Here is a 235-nt window from a genome sequence, read left to right as displayed (position 1 = left end):
CCCGCGCCGAGCGCCAGCGTGCCGCTGTTGATCGTCGTGTCGCCGGTGTACGTGTTCGTACCGGTCAGCGTTGCGATGGCCGTGCCGTTCTTCACGAGCCCGCCGGCGCCGCCGATCGTGCCGGCCAGGCCGAGATCGTTGCTGCCGCCCAGCGCCAGCGTCGCGCCCGCCATGCCGCCACCGACGATGATTACGCTCATTGCTTTCTCGCAGCAGCCATCAACGCTTCGATTTC

1 protein-coding gene is annotated in these 235 nt (G+C 68.1%); it reads right to left on the bottom strand.

Annotated features, from left to right (window positions below; translation table 11 throughout):
- On the bottom strand, nucleotides 1-200 hold a 200-nt coding region (locus SB725_RS33975), incomplete at its 3' end, for an autotransporter-associated beta strand repeat-containing protein (RefSeq protein ID WP_410923797.1).
- Nucleotides 201-235 lie beyond the last annotated feature (35 nt).

It is taken from the genome of Pseudomonas sp. SIMBA_041 (assembly GCF_046535095.1).
Classification (GTDB): domain Bacteria; phylum Pseudomonadota; class Gammaproteobacteria; order Pseudomonadales; family Pseudomonadaceae; genus Aquipseudomonas; species Aquipseudomonas mucoides.
This window is presented reverse-complemented; position numbering and strand designations above follow the sequence as displayed.